This is a genomic window from Providencia sp. PROV268 (genome assembly GCF_028477805.1).
Lineage (GTDB): Bacteria > Pseudomonadota > Gammaproteobacteria > Enterobacterales > Enterobacteriaceae > Providencia > Providencia stuartii.
Window position 1 is genome coordinate 1 of the sequence record NZ_JAMPLW010000047.1, and the last position, 1,032, is coordinate 1,032.

The window sequence follows — 1,032 nt, forward strand, 5'->3', positions numbered from 1 at the left end:
TGACCTTTCCCCGAGATTAGTACCAATCTCTTGATGAGATTTTTCAGCTTATGCTGCTTGCTTGGCATACGCAACAGGCGACATATAGTTCAGAGAATTATGAGGCCGAACATGGTTGTAGTGTTCACGCCATAGCTCGATTTCGTATCTGGCTTCGTCTAAGGTTCTGAACCAATGCTGATTCAGACATTCATTCCTAAATTTACCATTCAGGCTTTCCACAAAGGCATTTTGCGTCGGCTTTCCTGGCTGGATAAAGCCAAGTGTGACGCCCGTTTCCTTACTCCAGAAGAACATTGCCTTGCTGGTAAATTCTGTCCCATTGTCGCAAGTAACCTTCTTGGGTTTGCCTCGCTCTTCCATCAATTGGTCCAAGAATCTGGCGACCTGCCTACCACTAATGGCCACAGAGACTAATTGACCTACCATTTCCCGCGAATAATCATCCACTGACATTCAGTACCCGAAAGCGGCGACCATTGCTGAGTTGGTCTGACACAAAGTCCATCGACCAACGTTGATTGGGGGCTGTTGGCACCTCCATAGGCTGCCTTGGCCGGGTTAGCTTCTTGCGTTTCTTCGTCCTGACCTGCAAGCCTTCCTCCGTGTAGAGCCGATAGGTTCGTTTGCGGTTTTTGACCCAGCCTTCACCCCTGAGCAAACCATGCAGCATCAGATACCCGTAGCGAGGATATTGCGTCGCCAGCGCCTTCAGTCGCTGTCTGAGCCGATTGTCTGGCTTTGTCCTAGATTGATAGCGATATGCAGTCCGGCTAAGCCCTGCCAGCTTACAGGCTACTCGCTCACTTAGGCTGAATCCCTCAATCAGATGTTGAACAACAGGCTTTTTGGCCGCTGGCGTTACCACTTTTTTGACAGCACATCCTTCATTGCTTCGACTTCCAGCATCTTGTCGGCCAATATCTTTTTGAGCTTGTTGTTCTCCGCTTCCAACTCCCTCAGCCGCTTCGCTTCGTTCACTTCCAGCCCGGCATACTTGCTGCGCCAGTTATAGAAAGTGCCCGTGGATAT

Annotated in this window: 1 pseudogene; it reads right to left on the minus strand. The window is 49.9% G+C overall.

The annotated features are described in order from the left end of the window. Positions 1–48 precede the first annotated feature (48 nt). Positions 49–1,032, minus strand: a pseudogene (locus PR699_RS19395) (IS3 family transposase); the annotation flags it as partial.